General features: G+C 71.0%; 17 protein-coding genes and 1 pseudogene. 8 read left to right on the top strand and 10 right to left on the bottom strand.

All coding sequences use genetic code 11. The annotated features are described in order from the left end of the window. On the bottom strand, positions 1 to 1,036 hold a 1,036-nt coding region (locus NBZ83_RS07815), incomplete at its 3' end, for a carboxyl transferase domain-containing protein (RefSeq protein WP_308203385.1). Positions 1,037 to 1,173: 137 nt separating this feature from the next. On the opposite strand from NBZ83_RS07815, the gene NBZ83_RS07810 reads away from it, so the two are divergent. Then, positions 1,174 to 1,926 (top strand): SACE_7040 family transcriptional regulator, encoded by a 753-nt coding sequence (locus NBZ83_RS07810; protein ID WP_261570384.1) that lies wholly within the window; start codon positions 1,174 to 1,176, stop codon positions 1,924 to 1,926. Positions 1,927 to 2,036: 110 nt separating this feature from the next. Here NBZ83_RS07810 and NBZ83_RS07805 read toward each other — a convergent pair whose 3' ends face one another. Further along, positions 2,037 to 2,972, bottom strand: a complete 936-nt coding sequence (locus NBZ83_RS07805) for an SPFH domain-containing protein (RefSeq protein ID WP_261570383.1) — start codon at positions 2,970 to 2,972, stop codon at positions 2,037 to 2,039. Positions 2,973 to 3,224: 252 nt separating this feature from the next. On the opposite strand from NBZ83_RS07805, the gene NBZ83_RS07800 reads away from it, so the two are divergent. Beyond that, entirely contained in the window at positions 3,225 to 3,875 is a 651-nt protein-coding gene (locus NBZ83_RS07800) for a pyridoxamine 5'-phosphate oxidase family protein (protein WP_261570379.1), read from the top strand. A gap of 97 nt (positions 3,876 to 3,972) precedes the next feature. On the opposite strand, the gene NBZ83_RS07795 is transcribed toward NBZ83_RS07800, so the two are convergent. From NBZ83_RS07795 to NBZ83_RS07785, 3 genes are all read right to left on the bottom strand, one after another. After that, positions 3,973 to 4,614 (bottom strand): CoA transferase subunit B, encoded by a 642-nt coding sequence (locus NBZ83_RS07795; protein ID WP_261570378.1) that lies wholly within the window; start codon positions 4,612 to 4,614, stop codon positions 3,973 to 3,975. Then, on the bottom strand, positions 4,611 to 5,357 hold the full coding sequence (locus NBZ83_RS07790; RefSeq protein WP_261570386.1) for a CoA transferase subunit A: 747 nt from the start codon (positions 5,355 to 5,357) through the stop codon (positions 4,611 to 4,613). Before NBZ83_RS07790 ends, NBZ83_RS07795 begins: the two co-directional genes overlap by 4 nt. A 301-nt stretch (positions 5,358 to 5,658) precedes the next feature. Further along, the gene (locus NBZ83_RS07785) at positions 5,659 to 6,666 is read right to left on the bottom strand and encodes an LLM class F420-dependent oxidoreductase (RefSeq protein WP_261570376.1); all 1,008 of its coding nucleotides are present in this window, start codon (positions 6,664 to 6,666) and stop codon (positions 5,659 to 5,661) included. Between the two features lie 257 nt (positions 6,667 to 6,923). On the opposite strand from NBZ83_RS07785, the gene NBZ83_RS07780 reads away from it, so the two are divergent. Together NBZ83_RS07780 and NBZ83_RS07775 are read left to right on the top strand one after the other, a co-directional pair. Further along, on the top strand, positions 6,924 to 8,042 hold the full coding sequence (locus tag NBZ83_RS07780) for an acyl-CoA dehydrogenase family protein (RefSeq protein ID WP_261570375.1): 1,119 nt from the start codon (positions 6,924 to 6,926) through the stop codon (positions 8,040 to 8,042). Between the two features lie 107 nt (positions 8,043 to 8,149). After that, positions 8,150 to 9,400: an acyl-CoA dehydrogenase family protein gene (locus tag NBZ83_RS07775; RefSeq protein WP_261570373.1), complete on the top strand. Its 1,251-nt coding sequence runs from the start codon at positions 8,150 to 8,152 to the stop codon at positions 9,398 to 9,400. Positions 9,401 to 9,433: 33 nt separating this feature from the next. On the opposite strand, the gene NBZ83_RS07770 is transcribed toward NBZ83_RS07775, so the two are convergent. Continuing rightward, on the bottom strand, positions 9,434 to 10,579 hold the full coding sequence (locus NBZ83_RS07770) for an acyl-CoA dehydrogenase family protein (RefSeq protein ID WP_261570372.1): 1,146 nt from the start codon (positions 10,577 to 10,579) through the stop codon (positions 9,434 to 9,436). Between the two features lie 110 nt (positions 10,580 to 10,689). Here NBZ83_RS07770 and NBZ83_RS07765 point away from each other — a divergent pair, with 110 nt between their 5' ends. From NBZ83_RS07765 to NBZ83_RS07750, 4 genes are all read left to right on the top strand, one after another. Further along, positions 10,690 to 12,312 carry an AMP-binding protein gene (locus NBZ83_RS07765; RefSeq protein ID WP_261570371.1) on the top strand — a complete coding sequence of 541 codons (1,623 nt, stop codon included), beginning with the start codon at positions 10,690 to 10,692 and terminating at the stop codon, positions 12,310 to 12,312. 22 nt (positions 12,313 to 12,334) lie between these two features. Continuing rightward, entirely contained in the window at positions 12,335 to 13,045 is a 711-nt protein-coding gene (locus NBZ83_RS07760) for a cysteine hydrolase family protein (RefSeq protein ID WP_261570370.1), read from the top strand. Positions 13,046 to 13,380: 335 nt separating this feature from the next. After that, complete coding sequence (locus NBZ83_RS07755; RefSeq protein ID WP_261574641.1) at positions 13,381 to 14,112, top strand: peptidase inhibitor family I36 protein; 732 nt, start codon at positions 13,381 to 13,383, stop codon at positions 14,110 to 14,112. Positions 14,113 to 14,357: 245 nt separating this feature from the next. After that, the gene (locus NBZ83_RS07750; RefSeq protein WP_261568190.1) at positions 14,358 to 14,984 is read left to right on the top strand and encodes a RhiA family protein; all 627 of its coding nucleotides are present in this window, start codon (positions 14,358 to 14,360) and stop codon (positions 14,982 to 14,984) included. Between the two features lie 249 nt (positions 14,985 to 15,233). On the opposite strand, the gene NBZ83_RS34265 is transcribed toward NBZ83_RS07750, so the two are convergent. The 4 genes and pseudogenes from NBZ83_RS34265 to NBZ83_RS07735 all read right to left on the bottom strand — a co-directional run bounded on the left by NBZ83_RS34265 (position 15,234) and on the right by NBZ83_RS07735 (position 18,200). Beyond that, complete coding sequence (locus NBZ83_RS34265; protein ID WP_308203773.1) at positions 15,234 to 15,383, bottom strand: SDR family oxidoreductase; 150 nt, start codon at positions 15,381 to 15,383, stop codon at positions 15,234 to 15,236. 247 nt (positions 15,384 to 15,630) lie between these two features. After that, a pseudogene (locus NBZ83_RS34260) lies at positions 15,631 to 16,062 on the bottom strand (SDR family NAD(P)-dependent oxidoreductase); the annotation flags it as partial. A gap of 104 nt (positions 16,063 to 16,166) precedes the next feature. Further along, the gene (locus NBZ83_RS07740; protein ID WP_261574640.1) at positions 16,167 to 16,967 is read right to left on the bottom strand and encodes an enoyl-CoA hydratase/isomerase family protein; all 801 of its coding nucleotides are present in this window, start codon (positions 16,965 to 16,967) and stop codon (positions 16,167 to 16,169) included. Between the two features lie 96 nt (positions 16,968 to 17,063). Further along, a complete protein-coding gene (locus tag NBZ83_RS07735) occupies positions 17,064 to 18,200 on the bottom strand; it encodes an ABC transporter substrate-binding protein (protein ID WP_261568187.1) in 1,137 nt (378 codons plus the stop codon). Positions 18,201 to 18,235: the final 35 nt, after the last annotated feature.

Here is an 18,235-nt window from a genome sequence, read left to right as displayed (position 1 = left end):
GCTTGAACTCCGCGAACCGACTCCCATCCACGATCCGCGCAATCACCTCCCGCACGTCATACGGCGTGCGCGAATCCGTCGGCACCGCCGCGTACAGACCGGCCGGGTCCACGGCGGGCTCCTCGACTGCCGCGACCGGCCAGGGCCGCGCCGTTCTCGGGGCGAGGCTGGCGACGATCCGGCGCACGGTCTGTAGGGCGTCGGCGTCGTCGTCGGCCAGGTGGTCGACGACCCCGGAGGTCTTCGCGTGCAGCAGGCCGCCGCCGAGGTCCTCGGCCGCGACCACCTCCCCGGTGGCGGCCTTGACCAGCGGCGGCCCACCCAGGAAGATCGTCCCCTGGTTGCGGACGATGACCGTCTCGTCGCTCATCGCCGGGACGTAGGCCCCACCCGCCGTCGACGAGCCCAGCACGGCCGCGATCTGGGCGATGCCGGCCTTCGACATCGTGGCCTGGTTGTAGAAGATCCGGCCGAAGTGCTCCCGGTCCGGGAACACGTCGTCCTGCATCGGCAGGAACGCCCCACCGGAGTCGACGAGGTAGACGCAGGGCAGCCGGTTGTGCAGCGCCACCTCCTGCGCCCGCAGGTGCTTCTTCACCGTCAGCGGGTAGTACGTCCCGCCCTTGACGGTCGCGTCGTTCGCGACGACGACGCATTCCCGCCCGGCGATCCGGCCTATTCCCGTGACGATGCCCGCGGCCGGCGCGTCGCCGTCGTACATCCCGTCCGCGGCCAGCGGGGACAGTTCCAGGAAGGGGCTGCCCGGGTCGAGTAGCACCTCGATGCGCTCGCGCGCCAGCAGCTTGCCGCGCTCGACGTGCCGGCGCCGGACGGGCTCGGGGCCGCCCAGGGCCGCCGCGGCGAGCCGCTCGCGCAGCTCGGCGACGAGCGCCGCGTGGGTCTCGGCGTATCCGCGCGCCGCGGGCGAGGCGGCGTCGACGGCGCTGCGCAGCGGTGGCCCGGTGAGGTCCTCCGCCGCCGCTGCCCGTGCGCGTGCGGCGGCCGGACCGTCGCCGACGTTAACAGTCGCTAACATGGGTCCAGATGTTAGCGCGCGCTAACACTCCCGTCGACCGTCCGGCCTGGCCAGGACGCCCGCCCCCTGCCTACGTACTTCCAGCCGCCGACCGGTGGACGACGCTTGGTAACCTCTGCCCGGAGGAGGACCACATCGTGCCGTCGCGTGCCACCCGGGTGACGCCCCCGGCAGGTCTGATCCCCACCTTCTCCGACGCCGCCGGCTCTCCCGCCCTCGCGGAGGTGGAGGATCCCGCTTCCGCGCCGGCCGCGATCGAGCCCGACCCGGCCCCCACCGCGGCTTCGCCGGTCAGGCGGCCTCGCACCGGGCGCCGGGACGACCTGCTGCAGGCGGCGGCGCAGCTGTTCGCCGAGAGGGGGTTCCGCGGGGTCGGCATCGAGCAGATCGGCGCCGCCGTCGGCATCCGCGGGCCCGGCATCTACCGCCACTTCGCCAGCAAGGACGCGATGCTCACGGAGCTGCTCGTGGGCATCAGCGAGCATCTGCTCCACGGGGCCCAGGCCGTGCTGAGCGCGGAACCGAGCGCGTCCGACGCCCTCGACCGCTTGGTCCGCCGGCATGTCGAGTTCGCCGTCGGCAACCCCGACCTGATCGTCATCCACGACCGTGACCTGCACAGCCTGCCAGCGCCGGACGAGCACGAGGTCCGGCGGCTGCAACGCGCCTACGTCGAACTGTGGGTCGGCGTGCTGCGTCGCCTGCGCCCGGAGCTGACCGCTCCCGCCGCCCGCGTCCGCGCCCACGCGATCTTCGGCCTGATCAACTCGACCCCGCACAGCTCCGGCGCCCTCGATCCCGCGGTCAGGGCAACCACGCTGCACGCGATGGCGACGGCCGCGGCGACCGTCGAGTACCGCAACCCGGGACGTGATGATCGTGGCGAATGATCCCTGCGACAGAGACACGTCGGGCGCCCTCGAACATCGACGATCTTTCGCCACCGCGTATACCGGGCGGGCGGAATCCGTGAGGACCGACCGCCCGACCCCCGGTGGAGCTATTTACCCGCGGTGACCGCGACTTCCGCGCCGGGCGCGTAGGTCGTCACGTTCGACGGAATCGCCTTGAGTTCGTCGATCTTGGCACAGGCCGGGCACTGCGCATAGCCCGACTGGCGCTGGCGGTTCGCCTCAGCCTCCGCCTTCGCCTCGGCGACTCGCGCCTGCGCCTCGGTAATCCGCGCAAACGCCGCCTGGGCGCTGTTCACGGCCCCCTGGACGTTCTCCGGCAGTGTGACCCGAGCGAGGGTGAATCGCAGGTTCTCCAGGAACGGGCCACCGAGATTGTCGTTGAGGTCGGTGGCCAGCGACTTGTTGATCGCGTTCTGGACGGCCTGGATGTTGCCGTTGCTCGACGCCGCGTTGAGTGCCGTCTGGGCCCCGGCCTGCTGGTTTGCGCCCATCTGGACCAAGGCGCAGGAGGAGACGAGGTCGGCGCAGGTGAAGTTGTTGATCTGCTCACGAAGGTCGTTGTCGATGACCGGCCGGATGATGGCGCCCAGGAACGCGGACCAGCCGTCGTCACCCGACCAGGCGTAGTAAAGCTTCCCACCCTTGCTCGCCAGCGGGAACTTCCTGGTGCCGAACTTGTCGTCGAACCGGCGTATGACGTCGTGGTCGAGGTTGAGGGTGAAGTAGAACGTGCCCTCGATCCCCATGCTCACACCGTCCTTCGACGGTGTCGTCACGACATCGACCTTGCCACGGTCGCCCTCACCGGCGACGGACGTGATCGTGTAGTAACGCTGCTGCGCCGGATAGTTGTGCATCGAGGAATACAGGCCGACGTAGGTTCTCGACGAGGCGGGATTGACGATCTGGCGGATCCGGTGATTGTCGAACGGGCCACCGTTGCGGACCACCGCGATCTGCCCGCCCGACGTCGACGCGAACGAACCGAGCGCACTCGCCCCCACGACCAGACCGAAGATCACCGCCAACACTCCGACGACGGCACCGGCTCCGAGCCCAAGACGTCTACCTGACGACACGCACGCTCCCCTGACCGACGTTGCGACCCGTGGTCAGTATGTCCCGTTTCCGTGGCTGGATCGACGGGCTGTCGGATAGCCGTCCGGGATGCCGCTCCACCCGGTGGAACAGGTACGCGTGGGCCTCGCCCCGGGTACCCCGCTGGGCCCGGAAATCCGGTGGGCGGGGCATCGCGGCGATGCCAGGCTGCAGGCATGCAGACTCCACCGGCCGGATCCGCGCATCTCGCCCCCACCCGGGCGCGGGACCGGATTCACCGCGAGACTGAACGGATCCACGCCGTCCTCGACGAGGCACGGATCTGCCATGTCGGCGTGGTCGTCGACGGCTGGCCGCACGTCCTGCCGACCCTGCACGTCCGGCGCGGTGACACCCTCTACATTCACGGCTCGGCGGGCGCCCGGGTACTGGCCGCCGGCCGTGCCGGCCACCTGCCGATCTGCGTCACGGTCTCGCTGCTCGACGGGCTGGTGCTGGCCCGCTCCGCCGTCCGCCACTCGGTGAACTACCGGTCGGTGCTGATCCGCGGGCTCGCCTCGGCCGTGCTCGACGAGGACGACAAGCGCGCCGTGCTCGCCACGTTCGTCGACCGGACCGCACCGGGTCGCTCGGGCGCCTGCCGGCCGGCGAACCGCCGGGAGCTGGCCGCGACCGCCGTACTCGCCGTCGCCCTGGACGACCCCGCCACCCAGGTGACGCTGAAGGCGCGCACAGGCGGGCCGGTGGACGACCCCGAGGACCTGGCCCTGCCCCACTGGGCGGGAGTGATCCCGGTCCGCACGGTCGAGGGCCCACCCGAGCCGGCCGAGGACCTGGCCGACCCGAGCGCGCCGATCGGCTCGTGACGCACCGCTGACGCCGCCACCGCGGCCACCGATGCCGATGCGGGGGTCTGCGTCCGACGGGTCAGTCGAGCTGGACGGGTCAGTCGAGCTGGACGGGTCAGCCGAGCTGGACGGTGAGGTCGGGGCCGGTGGCGGTGCGGACCTCGTCGACGGTGACGCCCGGCGCGAGTTCGCGTAGCACCAGGCCCAGGCCGGGCTCCACGTCGAGGACGGCGAGATCGGTGATGATCCGATGCACGCAGCGGCGGCCCGTCAGCGGCAGGGAACACTCCCGCACCAGCTTGTGGGTCCCGTCGCGGGCGACGTGCTCCATCATCACGATGACCCGGCGGGCGCCGTGCACGAGGTCCATCGCGCCGCCCATCCCCTTGACCATCTTCCCGGGGATCATCCAGTTCGCGAGGTCACCCTGCGCGGAGACCTGCATCGCGCCGAGCACCGCGACGTCGACATGCCCGCCGCGGATCATCCCGAACGACGTCGCCGAGTCGAAGTAGGACGCGCCCGCCAGGACCGTCACCGTCTCCTTGCCCGCGTTGACCAGGTCGGCGTCGACCCGGTCCGCGGTCGGATAGGGGCCGACCCCGAGGATGCCGTTCTCGCTGTGCAGCACCACCGTCACATCCGCCGGCAGATGGCCCGGCACCAGGGTCGGCAGCCCGATCCCAAGATTGACGTACTGGCCGTCGACCAGCTCCCGCGCCACCCGTGCGGCCAGCCCGTCCCGTGTCAGCGTCACGCCGTCACCGTCCTGCGTTCGATCCGCTTCTCCGGATCCGGCGCGTACACCACTCGCTGGACCAGGATCCCCGGGGTGTGCACCTGATCCGGGTCGAGCTCGCCGGGTTCCACCAGCTCCTCCACCTCGGCGATCGTCACCCGGCCCGCCGCCGCGCACAGCGGGTTGAAGTTCGCCGCGCTCGCCCGGTAGACGAGGTTGCCGTGCCGGTCGCCGCGCCAGGCGTGCACCAACCCGAAGTCACAGACGATCCCCCGCTCCAGGACGTACTCGGTGCCGTCGAACACCCGGGTTTCTTTCGGCGGGGACGCCAGCGCGACGCGACCGGAGGCGTCGTGGCGCAGCGGGACGCCGCCCTCGGCGACCTGCGTGCCCACCCCCGCTGGGGTGTAGAACGCCGGGATCCCCGCCCCACCGGCCCGCAGCCGTTCGGCGAGCGTGCCCTGCGGCACCAGCTCCACCTCCAGTTCCCCGGCGAGGAACTGGCGCTCGAACTCCTTGTTCTCCCCCACGTACGACCCGGTCGTGCGCCGGATCCGCCCGGCCCGCAGCAGCAGGCCGAGCCCCCAGTCGTCGACCCCGCAGTTGTTGCTGACGGTCTCCAGACCGCTGACCCCCGCCGCCAGCAGCGCGTCGATCAGGACACTCGGGATGCCACACAACCCGAACCCCCCGACCGCCAGCGACGCCCCGTCCGGGATGTCGGCCACCGCCAGGGCCGCACTCGCGACCACCTTGTCCACCCGCGCACCCGCCTCCCGCAGCAGTGGGCGGCGCCATGCCGGAGCCGCCCGCACGTTAGCGTCCGCTAACCCAGTCGAAGTTAGCCACAACTAACATCCCCGTCCAGCCCCGACAGCCCGTTCAGGCTCGGGTGACGGCCGCGGCGGACCGGGCCGCCATCTCAGCCCGGCCCCCATGCCGCCATCGCAGTCCGTAACGGTGCGGGCTGCAGCACACCGCGTCCGGCGCACCGCGTCCGGCGCACTCTGCCCGGCACACCGCGCTCGGCACGCCGCGACCCGCCGCCGCGGTGAACCGGTGTCAGTCCTTCAGGCCGGCGAGGATGCGGGAGATCACCTCGGGGGTGATGGGGGCGGGCGAGTAGAAGCTCACCCGGTCGGCGATATCGCCGACGCGGGCCCGGATCTGCTTGGGGATGTCCTCCGGGGTGCCCCGCGCCGTGAAGACCTCCAGCACCTCCTCGGTGACGAGCGAACCGAGATCCTGCCAGCGGCCGTCGCGGGTCAGCTCGTAGAGGTCACGCTGCAGGCTGCCCCAGCCGTGCAGTTCCAGGACCGCGCTGTAGGCGGGGGTGGAGGCGTAGAAGGCGAAGTGCTGGCGCAGCTTCTTCTCCGACTCGGCCAGCTCCTGCTCGGTGTCGCCGGTGGCGATGAGGGTGGGGAAGGTCAGCTCGACGTCCGAACGCTTGCGCCCGGCGCGCGCCAGGCCCCGCTCCAGCGCCGGCAGGGTCACCTCGCGCACGAACCGCTCGGAGGACAGGCCGTGCAGCAGGATCCCGTCGGAGACCTCACCGGCGACCTCGGTCATGCGCGGCCCGAGGGCGGCGAGCTGAATGCGAGGCGTCCCGTACGGGTTGGGCCCCGGGTTGAAGAACGGCGTCATCAGGGTGTGCTGGTAGAACTCGCCCTGGAAGTCGAGGCGCTCGCCGTCGTTCCAGCACCGCCAGATCGCCTGGATGGCCAGGACGATCTCCCGCATGCGCTTGGCCGGCTCGGACCACACGGCGCTGAAGCGCTTCTCGATGTGCGGCTTGACCTGCGATCCGAGCCCGAGGACGAACCGGCCCCTGCTGATGGTGTGCAGGTCGTTGGCGACCATCGCCAGGTGCATGGGGCTGCGCGGGAAGGCGACGGCCACGCCGGTGCGGATCATGACGCGCTCGGTTGCCTGAGCCGCCAGGACCACGGGCAGGAACGGGTCGTGCGCGGTCTCCGGGACGTAGAGCGCGTCGTAGCCCAGGGACTCGAGTTCGCGTGATCGGCTGGCGATGTCGTCAAGATCGGCCCACAGACCAACGTCGACCTTCACGTCCACTCCTTAAGTTGGATCAGATAGATGATTTGAGTAAGCTACCTTAATAGTCGCTATCACGGCAGTCGCACGAGCGGTCGGCTGCGTCACTGGTCGGCCCGACAGCGGCCCCGCGGCCCGCCCGGGCGCCTGGCCGACCGACCAGGCCGTCCCGTGCCGCGAGCGCCGCCGGACCGAACGGCGTTTGCTGGACGAACGGCGTTTGCTGGACGAGGGCATGCCACCGGCGCCCCAGGATCGAGAGGAGACCGCCCGTGCTTCCGGGTGTGACCGCGGACCAGAAACTGTTCGCCGAGACGGCCGAGCGCTTCATCAGGTCGACCTGCCCCGTCTCGACGGTGCGCCGGGTGGCGCAGCGGGAGGAGGAGCTCGACGGCGGCTACTTCACCGAGATCGGCGAACTGGGCTGGCTGGCGCTGTTCGTGCCCGAGGAACACGGTGGCGGCAGCCCGTCCGGTCAGCCGGTCCTCGACGCCGGCCTCATCGCCGAGCAGCGCGGCCGGTACCTGCAGCCCGGGGGAATCGTCGGGTCGAACGTCGCGGCGCTGGCGATCACGCTCGGCGGCACCGGCGAGCAGCGCGCCCTGCTCGACGACCTCGCCGGCGGCAAGGCCCTCGCGGCCTGGGCCCTCGGCGACCCGGCGGGTGGCTGGGAGGCCTCGGCCGGCGTCGCGGTCCGCCGCGACGGGACCGGCTTCGTGCTGTCCGGAACCAAGGGCCTCGTCCAGGACGCCCACCTGGCCGGCTGGTTCCTCGTCAGCGCCGCGGTGGACGGCCGCCCGGCGCTGTTCCTGCTGCCCGCCGACGCCCCCGGGCTGAGCATCGAGCCGCTGGCCGGGCTCGACCTGACCCACCGGTACGCCGAGCTGGTCCTGCGCGACGTCGCCGTGCCCGCCTCCGCGGTGGTCGGGCAGATCGGCGGCGACGACCTCGGCGAGCGGCTGCTGCAGGTCGCCGCGGTGCTGACGGTGGCCGAGATGGTCGGCGCCATCGGCGAGCTGTTCGCGATGACGCTGGAGCATGCCCGCAACCGCGCGGCGTTCGGCCGGGTGATCGGCTCGTTCCAGGCGGTGAAACACCAGCTCGCGGACCTCAGCCTCGCGGTGGAGTGCAGCCGCGCCATCGCCACGGGAGCGCTCACCGCCGTGCAGGAGCAGACGCCGGACGCCGCGGAGCTGGCCAGCGCGGCTAAGGCGTTCGTCGGCGACGCCGCGATCGACGTCTCCCAGGGCTGCCTGCAACTGCACGGCGGCATCGGCTACACGTGGGAGCACGACCTGCACCTCTACCTGCGCCGGCTGGCGACCGACCGGGTCGTGTTCGGCGACCCCGCCTGGCACCGCGAACGCATCTGCCGGCTGCACGGCCTGTGAGAGAGCTGCCGGCCGGTAGGAGAGAGCTGCCCGGCCGGTGAGAGAGAGCGACGACCGATGAGCACACCGCGACGATCGGAGGCAGAGCGATGAGCGGAGGCAGAGCGATGAGCGGGCAGACAGCGGACGATCTCGAGGCCTACCGGCGCGAGGTGCGGGCGTGGCTCGCGGCGAACCTGGATCCCAGGGACGACGACGCCCCGGCCCGCCTGCGCGGCGGCGACGCCGCCAACCTCTCCCCCGAGCGGGTCGCCCAGCAACGGGACCTGCAGCGCCGCGTCCACGAGGGCGGGTACACGGGCATCACCTGGCCCGCGGAGTTCGGCGGGCAGGGCCTCACCCCCGCGCACGAGGAGATCTTCGCGCAGGAGAGCCGCGGCTACGTCGTGGCGGACCTGGGCATCGCGGGCCTGACGACCACCCGGGTCTGCGGGCCGACGATCCTCGCCCACGGCACGGACGAGTTCCGCCGCACCCACATCCCGCGGATGCTGTCCGGCGAGGAGATCTGGGTGCAGCTGTTCTCCGAGCCGGGCGCGGGTTCCGACCTCGCCGGGGTGTCGACCCGGGCCACCCGCACCGACGCGGGCGACTGGGTGCTCAACGGGTCGAAGGTGTGGACCAGCGGCGCCTACTACGCCGACTACGGCCTGTGCCTGGCCCGGACCGACCCGACCGTGCCGAAGCACCGCGGGCTGACCTGGTTCGGTGTGCCGCTGACCAGCGACGGGGTGACGATCCGGCCGATCCGGGAGATCAACGGCAGCTCGGAGTTCTGCGAGGAGTTCTTCGACGACGTGGTCGTCTCCGACGCCAACCGGATCGGTGCCGTCGGGGACGGCTGGACGGTCGCCCGCACGATGATGGTCTTCGAGCGGCTCGGCGGCGACCCCGACGAGTCGCCCCGCCACTCCGGCGCCCGCGAGCTCGCCCCCGACCTCGTCGCCCTGGCACGGCGGGTGGGCCGCCAGGACGACCCGGTGACCCGCCAGCTCATCGCCCGCGCTCACGTCATCGACCTCGTCAAGGAGCAGCTCGACGCCTACGTCGCCGCCCAGGCCGAGTCGGGGACGGCCAACCCGAACCTGGGCTCGTACTCCAAGCTCGCCGCCGGCACCCTCAACCCGGTCCGGGCGTCGATCGGCCTGGAGATCGCCGCCGCCGCCGGCGTCGCCTGGCATCCCGAGGACACCGAGGCGTCGACGACGGCGCTGAACTACCTCAACGGCCGGATCCTGGCCATCGCCGGCGGCACCAACGAGATGCAGCGCAACGGGATCAGCGAGCGGATCCTCGGGCTGCCCCGCGAACCCGCCCACGACCTCGACCGACCCTTCAACGAGCTGCGCCACAACTGACCCACCGGCCGCCTGAAGCAGGTCGTCGGCCGCTCAGCCCAGCTGCATCGAGCGGCCGATGATCTCCTTCATGATCTCGTTGGAACCGCCGAGGATGCGGCTGATCCGGCTGTCCCGGTACATCCGGGCGATCGGGTACTCGTTCATCCAGCCGTAGCCGCCGTGCAGCTGTACTCCGGCGTCCACCGCGGCGTCCTCCAGCTCGGTCGCGCACAGCTTCGCCGCCGCCGCCTCGACCCCCGTCAGCTCCCCCGCGGCCAGGGCGGCCAGGCAGGCGTCGACGAAGGACCGGGCCATCCACGCGCGGGCCTGCAGGTCGGCGAGGACGAAACGGGTGTTCTGGAAGCTGCCGATCGGCTTGCCGAACGCCTTGCGCTCGCGGACGTAGGTGGTCGTGAGCTCCAGCGCGCGAAAGACGTTCTGCACCGAGGAGATCGCGATCGACAGGCGTTCGTTCGCCAGGTTGCGCATCAGGTAGTGCAGGCCCTCGTTCTCCTCGCCGAGCAGGTTGGCGACCGGGACGCGGGCGTCGGTGAAGAACAGCTCGGCGGTGTCCTGCGAGCGGGCGCCGACCTTGTCCAGGCGCCGGCCACGCTCGAAGCCGGGGGTGTCGCGTTCGACGACGATGAGGCTGATCCCCTGGTCGCCGTCCGCGCGGGTCGTCTTCGCGCACAGCACCACCAGGTCGGCGAGGATGCCGTTGCTGATGAACGTCTTGGACCCGTTGACGACGTAGTGGTCGCCGTCGCGCACCGCCGTGGTGCGCATGCCCCGCAGGTCGCTGCCGGCGACGGGCTCGGTCATCGCGATCGCCGTGATCAGCCCGCCGCGGACGTAGCCGGGCAGCCAGCGCGCCTTCTGCTCGTCGGTCGTCAGCTCCAGCAGGTACGGGCCGATCAGGTCGTTGTGCAGCTGGATGGCGAAACCACCGATGCCGGCGGTGGCGAACTCCTCGGCGACGACGGCGCCGTAGCGGGGGTCGTCGATGCCGGCGCCGCCGTACTGCTCGGGCACGGCCGGGCCGAGCAGGCCCACCTCGCCGGCCCGCAGCCAGGCGGCCCGGTCGACGATGCCCTCGGCCTCCCACCGGTCGTTGTGGGGCAGGCACTCCTTCTCCACGAAGGTACGGGCCAGCCGGCGGTACTCCTCGTGGTCGGGGGTGAAGACGGAACGCTGCATCTCGTGACCTCCGCGGGGATCGTCTGGCAGCATCACAGGGCAGACGGTGAAGAGAATCTAATCATCTTAAGGATATAGCTTGTACAGGTGATGAGGGCTACAGTGCTGCCATGACCGGTCCCCTGCGCCGCGCGCCGGCGAACGACCACTGGTACGCCACCGGGCTGCACACCACCCAGACCCTGGTCGACGCGTTGCGGGACGGCGCCGCACGGCACCCCCAATCGCTGATGATCTTCGACTCGGAGACGCACCCGGCGTCGGCCCGCCTGATCGACATCCACCGCCGCGGCGCCCGCCTCGCCGGCGCGTTCGCCCGGCTCGGGCTGCGGCGCGGCGATGTGATCGCCTGCCAGGTTCCCAACTGGCTGGAGGGCGCGGTCGTCTACCACGCGGCGATCTCGCTGGGGCTGGTCCTGGTGCCCGTCGTGCACATCTACGGGCCGACCGAGGTCGGCTACATCCTGCGACAGTCGGGCGCGCGGGCGCTGGTCATGCCCGACCGCTGGCGCTCCATCGACTATCTCGAACGGTTCTCCGCGGTCGGTGACTGCCCCGACCTCGAGCACGTGATCACCATCGGGGAGCGGACGGCGCCGGGCGGGATCACCCTGGCCGCTCTGGAGGCCCTCGACGCCGAGCCGCCATCGCCCCCGGCGCTGCACGCCGACGACGTCTGCATGGTCATCTACACCTCGGGCACCACCAGCGCCCCCAAGGGCGTGCAGCACACCCACAACACCCTGCTGGCCGAGATGCGCGCGCTGGCCGACGCCGACGCCGGCACCCCGGACGCGGTGCACCTCTCGCCGTTCCCCGCCGGGCACATGGGCGGGGTCCTGCTGCTCGGCCGGGCGTTCCTGTCGGGCCGCACCAGCATCCTCGTCGACTCGTGGAACACCGCACGCGTCGCACGGGTGATCCGCGAGCGCGGGGTGAGCTGGCTCGGGGCGACGCCGTTCTTCCTGAGCAGCCTGCTCGCCGACGTCCGCGACACCGGCGCGCCGATGCCGTCGCTCGACGAGATCCACCTCGGCGGCGCGGGCGTGCCCCCGGAGCTCGTCCTGGCCGCCGAGGCGGCCGGGTGGCGGGCGTTTCGCTCCTACGGCTCCACCGAGCACCCGACGGTCACGGTGTCCGCCGTGTCGGACCCGGTCGAGGTGCGCGCCTACACCGACGGCGTCGCCTTCGGCGCCAACCGCATCCGGATCGTCGACGACGACGGCCGGGATCTGCCGGCCGGCACCCCCGGCGAGGTCGTGACCCTCGGCCCGGAGCTGTTCGTCGGCTACACCGACCCCGCGCTCAACGCCGAGGCCTTCCTCGACGGCGGCTGGTTTCGCACCGGCGACATCGGCACCCTCGACGACGGCGGCCACCTCACCATCGTCGACCGGAAGAAGGACATCATCATCCGCGGCGGGGAGAACATCTCCTCCACCGAGGTCGAGGGCGTCCTGCTGCGCCACCCGGCGATCGTCGAGGCGGCGGTGACGGCGATGCCCGACCCGCTCTACGGCGAGCGGGTCTGCGCGTTCGTCCTCCTCGGACCCGGCAGGGAGCTCTCCCTCGGCGACCTCGTCGAGCACTTCGTCGCCGTCGGCGTGGCCAAGCACAAGACCCCCGAACGCCTGGAGATCGTCACCGAGCTGCCCCGCACCGCCGCCGGCAAGGTCCGCAAGGCCGACCTGCGCGCCCGCCTTCGCTCCCCCGCCCAGCGCGCGGGCATCTGAGCGGCCCGGACGGATCGGCGCGATGGTCCACGGACTCGACTGCGGCGAGCGCGCCGCGCTGGTCGTCAGCGAATGCCTGCGCGGCACCCTCGACCCCGAACTCGCCATCTTCGGCGGGCTGGCCGAGCAGGCCGCCACCCGCGGCATCCTGGCGCGCATCGCCGCGCTCGCCGCGGACTTCCGCGCGCTCGGGCTACCGGTCGTGCACATCCACGTCGCGCACCGGCCGGACTTCGGCGCGTTCAGCGACACCAACCCGGTCTCGGCGAAGGTCCGCCGCGAACGGCGGGTGCTCGCCGGCACGCCGCAGGCCGAGCCGATGCCCCAGGTTGCGCCCCTGCCCGGCGACTACGTCAGCACACGCCGCTCGGGCCTGGCGATGTGGTATGGCACCGACCTCGACTCCACCCTGCGTAACCTGCGGATCGACACGGTCGTCCTGACCGGCGTGTCGACGAATGTGGCGCTGCTCGCCGGCGCCCTCGGCGCGACCGACCGCGGCTACCGCAGTGTCCTCGTCGAGGACGCGGCAGCTGGGGCGAGCGCCGAGTCGCACACGTGGATCGTCGCCAACCTGCTGCGCCTGCTGTCGACGATCGCCCACGCCGACGACGTCCACGCCGATCTCGCCCACCGCCGGGGCACCACGCCGACCACGCCAGATGGTTCCAGCGGGTCAGCCCAACCAGCGCGCCGCCCAGGCGGCGAACCGCGAGGCCCTACCAGGGTGTGACCGGCTCGGCGGCGGCGCGTCTGCGCGGCCATCGAGCGGCCTGCCCGGCGAGCGGGCGGCGGGATGGCACCACCGAGATCGTCGCGAACAAAGACGATTCCGGGCCGGTGGTCGCCCCCTCGCTGCCGGTCCGGGGCCTCGCGCGTCCACAGGTGAGCAGGTATTAGTGCCGGAACCGCCCACAGCGGGTCCTCGGTCGGAGTCTGTCCCCGCCTAAAACCGGGCACTCCCACTGGAGACGGAGCCGGACGAAGCCACGATGATTGAATAATCGCCCGGGATAATAAAGTATCGGCAGATTCGAGAATTTTCGATTCGACAGAAAGCCGGATGCGATGAGCGAAAAGCGCGCCCAGTTGATTTACGGGAAAGGGCAGGAAGCATGCCCCGAAGGCAGCTTCTGCCTCTACCGTGCCGTCGAGTTCAACGCCGGTCAGCAATCGGGCGTCGGCGACAAGATCCTGGTAATTCCGTCGGGCATCTATGTCGACGACTTCGCCGAGTACGGATTCGACCACAGCGGTGACGGGGTCAGCGCCGTCGTCAACAACACGGACGAGGACAACACGCTGTTCTCCGCGGCCAGCCAGCAGGGGCATGCTCTGCCGGTGGACCGGAACTCCTCGATCGCGAACCTGATCCGCGTCGCCATGGCCGAAAGCCCGAACGGCACCTGGAACGACCAGGCCCAGTCCGCACGGGCCGCTCCTTTCGTGGGGAACCTGGTCGTCAGGCAGGAGTTCCGGGGAAAATGGCAGGACGCGGGAAAGGTGGTCTACTCCTATCGGATCACCGTAAGCGCCTCGACGACGCGGGTCGTGAAATGGGCCCTCGGTTTCGGTGATCTACCGGAGGGAACCTCGCTGTTCAAGGGTTTCAGCGACGTCTTCTGGGGCCAGATCCTCCGTGACGGCACCGAGGGCAGCGTCCTGCTCGCCTCTCCCCCGGGCGGCGATCACACCGTCGAGCCCGAGGCGGATCTCCTCATCGACATCCAGGTCCTCTACCCGACCGAGGACCCCGCTCAGGAACACCTCACGAGCCTGAACGCCCAGCAACTGGCCTGATCTGCCCGATCTGCCGGAATAGTGGACCGATGACCGGGACCGCTGCCGCAAGGCAGAGGTCCCGGACCGGTGGTCACCGCGCACTCGGTGGCCGTCCCGGCGCAGCTCTGCGGGCGTCGTGCGCACCGGCGGTCACGCGTCCCAGCTGCGCAGCGCCTGCCAGCCGCCGAGGACCACCGCCGCCGTCCACAGCGGCGAGCCCGTTTCTGGGCGTATCCAGGTGCACGTCCGGAAAGGCGCACGAAATGCACAGAAAATTGCGCGAAATCACCGTATTCAACGACTCGCTCCTCGACGGGGTCAGGGCGATAATCTTCCAGAAGGACGCTGCTCTGCCACCTGACATGCTGTCGCTGGCCTGGTTTTCGAGGACCTGCGGCCCACAGAGCCAGGTTCGGTTCCCCTGGACTACGGAGTACAACTTCGTGTGGGGCCAGGCTGGAAATCTGGCGCCCGGAGTCAATTACCTGGCCGCACAGGTGGTGGGCGCCGACCTGTACGACAACGCTGCGACTCTTACCTACCGGAACGGAGGTTTCGAGTTCACCGCGACGTCGCGGAATACCGAGAGAAGCGACTCCCTGATCATCGATGAAGACGCGTCGGTACCCGGCGCCGAAAGCCCCGATCGTGGCGCCGTCGGAGTAGGTATGAGCGGCTTCGCCACCTTCGTCCGACTCACCCAGCGGAACGCCGGCCTGCAGTACACACCCAACCCGTCATATTATGTCGCGCTGGGGCCCTTCCGCCCCGGAGACGTGGTTTCGGAGTCTGAGCTGTACTCGCCGACGATAGTCACGTTCGACGGATCGAGCACTGCGACGTGCGTGTACAGGGATTCCGGGATCTTCGACATCACTCACGGTAGCTGAGCACCGGGGATATCAGAGTAGAGACGAGAACGGCGCTGGGGGTGGTGCGGTCGCGGCGACCGGAGGGGGATGTGCAACATCGGTCCGACGCCAGCCCGCCGACCCCGCCGCCGAGCAACTGACCTGCACGCCCTCGCCGCACTCGATGGACCACGCACAGGTATCCGTGCAGTGCTGGAAGGCCAGGCCCGCCCCGGCCGGCCGATCCGGGGCAGAGAATCGGAACCTGGCCGGAAGGTCCGAGTCGGGCTAGAAGTCCGAGCCGCCGTCGACGTTGAGCAGGGAACCGGTGATGTAGCCGGCGCGTGCGCTGCACAGGAAAACAATGGCGGCGGCGATCTCCTCGGGGCGGCCGGGGCGGCCGAGATCGGGGACCAGGCCGCGGCCGGCGCCGCCCATGTCGCGGGAGATCGCGAGGAAGACCTCCTCGGTGCTCGGCGCCACCAGCATGCTCGGCGCCTCCGGTGCGCTTGGCGCGGCCACCGAGGCGGCCAGGGCGTCGGGCGCGACCCACCGCTGCGGCCCGAACTGCTCGATCTTCTCGCGGACGCCCTCGGTCAGGATCGCCCCGGGGCAGACCGTGTTCCCGGATGCCGTCGGGTCCGTGGGCGCGGGCGAGGTTCTTCGACACGCTCGCCAGCGCCGCCTTCGCCGCCGTGTAGGCGACCATCGTCGGGTACTGCTTGCGGATCGACATCGCGGCCAGGTTGACGATCGCGCCGCCGCCGCGGGAGCGCATCAGCGGGATCGCCGCCCGGCAGGTCCGCACCCCGGCCATGAGCCCGATCTCCAGATGCGCCTGGAACAGCTCGTCGGAGGTCTCCGCCAGGGGCAGGTAGTCGTACTCGTCGCTGCCCAGGGTGTTGACCAGGATGTCGCAGCCACCGAAGACGCCGCGCACCCGGTCGAACAGCTCCTCGGTGCCGGCCGCGGTCGCGAGGTCGGCCGGCACCGCCAGCGCGCGCACACCGAGCGCCTCGATCTGCCCGGCGACGCTGGCGAGCGCCTCGGCGCCGCGGGCGACGACGACCACGTCCGCGCCCTCACGGGCGAGCTCCAGCGCCGTCCACCGGCCCATCCCCTTCGACGCGCCGGTGACGACGGCCACCTTCCCGCGTAAACCGAGATCCATCTCGTCGTTCCCCTCGAACAGGCGCGCGATGGGCCGCTCGCGCGTGGCGGTTACTCGCGCGGGGCGGCGGCCCGCTGCTGGAAGGCACGCACCTTGGCCAGGTGCTCCTGGGAGGTCAGCAGCAGGGTGTTGGCGACCCGGTCGAAGTCGCGGGCGGTGGTGCGGTCGACGCTGGCGGCCGCGTCAATGGCGAGCTTGGCCAGGCCGAGGGCCTGCGGGGACAGCGCGACCAGCGAGCGGGCGAACTCCCGCACGCTGGCCGCGAACTCCGCGTCGGCGAACACGTCGTGGACGAGGCCGATCGTCAGCGCCCGCTCGGCGTCGACGGGGCGGGCGGCCATCGCCATCCACCGCGCCCAGTGCGGGCCGACGAGCCGGGTCAGCCGGCTGATGCCGCCGGAGCCGGGCAGCACCCCCAGGTTGGGCACCTCCGGCAGGGCGAAGGTGGTCCGCGGCGCGGCGAAGCGGAAGTCACACGACACGGCGAGTTCGAGGCCGAAGCCGCGGCAGGGCCCCTGTGCGGCGAGGATCACCGGCTTCTCGATCGCCTCGATCTCGTCCATGAGCAGGTGCAGCGCCCGGTAGATGCGCCGCACCGAGCGCCCGTTGACGCTGCCGTCGGGCTCGAAGCCCATCCCGGTGTCGATCGTGGTGATGTCCATGCCGGCGGTGAAGTGCCGCCCCTCGGCGGTGATCACCAGCACCCGGACGGCGTCGTCGTCGCCGAGGTCGGCGACGGCGCCGCGCAGCGCCGCCAGCATCGGGGCGCTGACGGCGTTGAGCTTGTCGTCGCGGGTGAAGGTGATCGTCAGGACGCCGTCGTCGAGCTCACGGCGGAAGTGCTCGCTCATCCGGCCGAGGCTCCGCTTCGCCGCCGGGTCACTGGGTGCGCTCCGTCACTGGGTGCGCTCCGTCACTGAGTACGCTCCGTCACTGGAGATGCTCCGTCACTGGGTGCTCCCCGCTGTGCCGAGACGCTCGCTGCGGGAGCGGGCGGTGTACCGGTGGCGCAGGATGCTGCCCGGTCCGGACGTGAGGTCGGCGACCTCCGCGGCCGGGTCCGGTTCGCGCAGGACGATGAAGTGCGGCGTCAGCCAGGCGCGCCGGGCGTGCGGGCCGAAGCTGAACACCCCGCCGGGGCCGCCGGTGGCCGCGGGGACCATCTTCACCTTCTCCAGGCCCTCCTTCACGCCGTCGGGCGACAGCGGCGTGGCCTTCGACAGGCCGCGGGCGATGACGACGCCGAAGTCGTAGCACAGCACGGAGAAGAAGTTCGCCGGCCGGTAGCCGAACCGCGTCTCGAACCGGTCCAGGAAGTCCTGGCCGACGACGTTGTCCTCGTCGTACTGGTCGACGCCGACCCAGCCGGCGATGCTCTTCAGGCCGCCGGGCAGGAACGGCGCCGCCATGAACCCCGAGCTCATCACCTTCACCGGGTCCCAGCCGGTGCCGTCCAGGGCGGTGTTGAGGTGGGTCGCGGTCAGCCCCCAGCCGAGGTAGGCGATCGCGTCGGCGCCCGAGGCCTGCAGCCGGGCCAGCGCCGGGCTCAGGTCGGTGTCGAGCATGTTGATCGGTTCCTCGATGGCGATCTTCACTCCGTCGAAGGCGCAGGCGTCCCGGAAGAACCGGGTGTACTCCTCCCCTGGCACGCACTTGTCGTAGACGACGGCGACGGACTCGACGCCGCGCACCCCCAGGTAGTTCGACAGCAGGTACGGCTCCTCCGGTAACGAGCCGTTGTTGATGCAGAAGCACCACTCGCCGTACCAGCGGTCGGTGCCGCTCATCGACAGGGTGGGAATGTGGCCGACGTCCTCGACGTAGTTGCGGATCGCCAGCACGTTGTCCGACGCCCACGGGCCGAAGATCACCAGGACGCCCTCGGCCTCGAGTTCCTTCCAGGCGTTGAGCACGTCGAAGCTCGTCCCGCGGGGCAGGCCGTCGACGGCCCGCAGCACCAGCTCGACGGGACGGTCGATCTCGCCGTCGGCGTAGGACTCGTCGAACGCCAGCCGCAGCGCGTCGAGCATGACCTGCTGCGACGCCTGCGGCATCAGGAAGTCCTGCAGGACTCCCACCTTCATCGATGACACTTCTGACCCCTCTCGATGGTTCTCCC

This window comes from Frankia gtarii (assembly GCF_025403375.1).
In the GTDB taxonomy this organism is placed as follows: domain Bacteria; phylum Actinomycetota; class Actinomycetes; order Frankiales; family Frankiaceae; genus Frankia; species Frankia gtarii.
Note: the sequence above shows the minus strand (reverse complement) of the source record. Positions and strands in the feature narration are given on the sequence as shown.

Excerpts from the sequence above, each read along its gene's own strand:
- NBZ83_RS07800 (WP_261570379.1), top strand. The coding sequence starts at position 3,225 with ATGCAGACTCCACCGGCCGGATCCGCGCATCTCGCCCCCACCCGGGCG.
- NBZ83_RS07750 (WP_261568190.1), top strand. The coding sequence starts at position 14,358 with ATGCACAGAAAATTGCGCGAAATCACCGTATTCAACGACTCGCTCCTC.
- NBZ83_RS07735 (WP_261568187.1), bottom strand. The coding sequence starts at position 18,200 with ATGAAGGTGGGAGTCCTGCAGGACTTCCTGATGCCGCAGGCGTCGCAG.
- NBZ83_RS07770 (WP_261570372.1), bottom strand. The coding sequence starts at position 10,579 with ATGCAGCGTTCCGTCTTCACCCCCGACCACGAGGAGTACCGCCGGCTG.
- NBZ83_RS07765 (WP_261570371.1), top strand. The coding sequence starts at position 10,690 with ATGACCGGTCCCCTGCGCCGCGCGCCGGCGAACGACCACTGGTACGCC.
- NBZ83_RS07760 (WP_261570370.1), top strand. The coding sequence starts at position 12,335 with ATGGTCCACGGACTCGACTGCGGCGAGCGCGCCGCGCTGGTCGTCAGC.
- NBZ83_RS34265 (WP_308203773.1), bottom strand. The coding sequence starts at position 15,383 with ATGGGCGGCGCCGGCCGCGGCCTGGTCCCCGATCTCGGCCGCCCCGGC.
- NBZ83_RS07775 (WP_261570373.1), top strand. The coding sequence starts at position 8,150 with ATGAGCGGGCAGACAGCGGACGATCTCGAGGCCTACCGGCGCGAGGTG.
- NBZ83_RS07740 (WP_261574640.1), bottom strand. The coding sequence starts at position 16,967 with ATGAGCGAGCACTTCCGCCGTGAGCTCGACGACGGCGTCCTGACGATC.
- NBZ83_RS07755 (WP_261574641.1), top strand. The coding sequence starts at position 13,381 with ATGAGCGAAAAGCGCGCCCAGTTGATTTACGGGAAAGGGCAGGAAGCA.